The organism is Nostoc sp. CALU 1950, from assembly GCF_051172895.1.
GTDB lineage: Bacteria > Cyanobacteriota > Cyanobacteriia > Cyanobacteriales > Nostocaceae > Nostoc > Nostoc edaphicum_A.
Genome location: NZ_JBDNJQ010000340.1, coordinates 1 through 2400, shown reverse-complemented (window position 1 = coordinate 2400; position 2400 = coordinate 1). Strand labels below are relative to the sequence as shown.

Here is a 2400-nt window from a genome sequence, read left to right as displayed (position 1 = left end):
AACATATTTTGGGCTGTTTTTATCGGATTTTTCTTAACATTCAACACTTTTGCCTAAATATATATTGTAAGTATTATTATGATTTCCATTGCTCATATAAGAAACCTTTAGCTAGTATGTTTGCGAATCGAATTGACTGACTCGCTCTAAATAGATTGATTAATTTATAGTAGCGTATAGTACTACATTTAACTACTAGAAGATTACTAAACGAAAAAGCCTGCGTCAGCAGGCTTTGTTTTGTGATGTTATTAAATGAGTGGGTGAGCAAGAAAAGCCACCGCTATGAATTACCGTTTCGCCAACTTCTTCGACATCTTCCGCAGACGAATCGATTGGGGTGTAACTTCCACCAATTCATCGGGGCCAATGTATTCCAAAGCCCGTTCTAAACTCATGTCTATCGGTGCTTGCAGTTGCACCAATTCATCGCCACCAGCAGCGCGGTGGTTGGTTAACTGCTTGGTCTTACAGATATTTAGTTCCAAATCTTGGGAACGATTGTGTTCTCCCACGATCATGCCTCTGTAAACCTTTGTGCCGGGAGTAATAAAGAATGCTCCTCTATCTTCGGCATTTCTCATGGCGTAGAAGGTAGAAACGCCTTCTTCAAAAGAGATTAAAACACCTTTGTTACGGGCTTCAATGTCGCCACTAAGTTGACGGTAGTCTAAGAAGCTGTGGTTCATGATGCCTTCGCCACGAGTCATCCGCATGAATTCACCCCGGAAACCAATCAATCCACGGGCGGGAATGACAAACTCTAATTGGGTGCGATCGCCACTACCTGGTTGCATATCTTGCATTTCGCCTTTGCGTTGTCCCAGGCGTTCAATACAGCTACCCACAGCATCACCAGGAATGTCTAACACCAAGAGTTCAAAAGGTTCGCAAGGTTGACCGTTGATTTCGCGGTAAATTACCTGTGGCTGAGATACCTGGAACTCGAAGCCTTCCCGGCGCATGGTTTCAATTAAGATACCCAGGTGGAGTTCTCCACGACCGGAAACGAGGAATTTATCGGGAGAATCGGTTTCTTCGACACGCAAAGCAACGTTGGTTTCAAGTTCGCGGAATAAGCGATCGCGAATTTGTCTTGATGTTACCAACTTACCTTCTTGACCAGCAAAGGGCGAATCATTCACCCAGAAGGCCATTTGCAAGGTTGGTTCATCCACTTTAATTAGTGGTAAAGCTTGTGGTTCATTGGGGTCAGTAATCGTTTCTCCAATATAAGCATCAGCGAAACCAGCCACCGCCACAATATAACCTGCGGTTGCTTCTTCCATCTCTACGCGCTTCAGTCCATCAAAGCCCATCAACTTGGTAATTTTACCCTTGACAATGGTACCATCTTCTGTAACTAAAGCTGCTTGCTGTCCTGAGCGGATAGTACCGTTGTGAATTCTACCAATGACAATCCGTCCCAGATATTCAGAATAATCTAGGGTTGTAACTTGCAATTGCAGAGGCTTAGTGCTGTCGCCTACTGGTGGTGGAACGTGTTGCAGAATCGCGTTAAACAGGGGTTGCATATCTACCGATTCTGCTTCCAAGCTTTCCTTGGCGAAACCTGCCATACCGGAGGCAAACAGATAGGTAAAATCACACTGGTCTTCATCTGCCCCTAATTCCAAGAACAGATCCAAAACTTTATCGACAGCAACGTGGGGGTCAGTTTTACCACGGTCGATTTTGTTGATAATAACAATGGGGCGCAGCCCTTTTTCCAAAGCTTTTTTCAGAACAAAGCGTGTTTGGGGCATGGGGCCTTCATTGGCATCGACAATTAGAAGACATCCGTCAACCATGCCGAGTACGCGTTCAACTTCGCCACCAAAGTCAGCGTGTCCAGGAGTATCAACAATATTGATTAGCGTTTCTTTGTAGCGAACTGCTGTATTTTTGGACAGGATAGTAATACCCCGTTCCCGTTCTAGGGCGTTGGAGTCCATAACGCAATCCGGAACGTCTTCGCCTTCGCGGAAAATGCCGGATTGTTTGAGGAGTGCGTCAACCAGCGTGGTTTTGCCGTGGTCAACGTGGGCGATAATTGCGACGTTGCGAATTGGGAGCGTCATAGAAACTTTTGGTGAACTCTAGAGGGGGTTTTAAGATTTACATTTGAATGCTAGGCTGTTTTAACAGAACTGGGGATGATCAGCAAATTCTGTAAAGAACCTTTAACAATTCTAGCGTAATCGTCACAATTGCGGGGAGTTTTGTAAATCCCACAATGGAAAAGTGTGGTAATTACGGTGTTAGTGGGACAAAAAAAGCTTCTGTTACAAACAGATATTGTGTGAAGGGCGGTATTGCTTTTGAGAATTACAGTCGATTAAGTAGTCATTGGTCATTGGTCATTGGTCATTGGTCATTGGTCATTGGTCATTGGTCATT

1 protein-coding gene is annotated in these 2400 nt (G+C 44.5%); it reads right to left on the bottom strand.

All coding sequences use genetic code 11. The features are described 5' to 3' along the window. Positions 1 to 290 precede the first annotated feature (290 nt). The gene (gene typA, locus ABF638_RS37720) at positions 291 to 2081 is read right to left on the bottom strand and encodes a translational GTPase TypA (protein ID WP_435027842.1); all 1791 of its coding nucleotides are present in this window, start codon (positions 2079 to 2081) and stop codon (positions 291 to 293) included. Positions 2082 to 2400 lie beyond the last annotated feature (319 nt).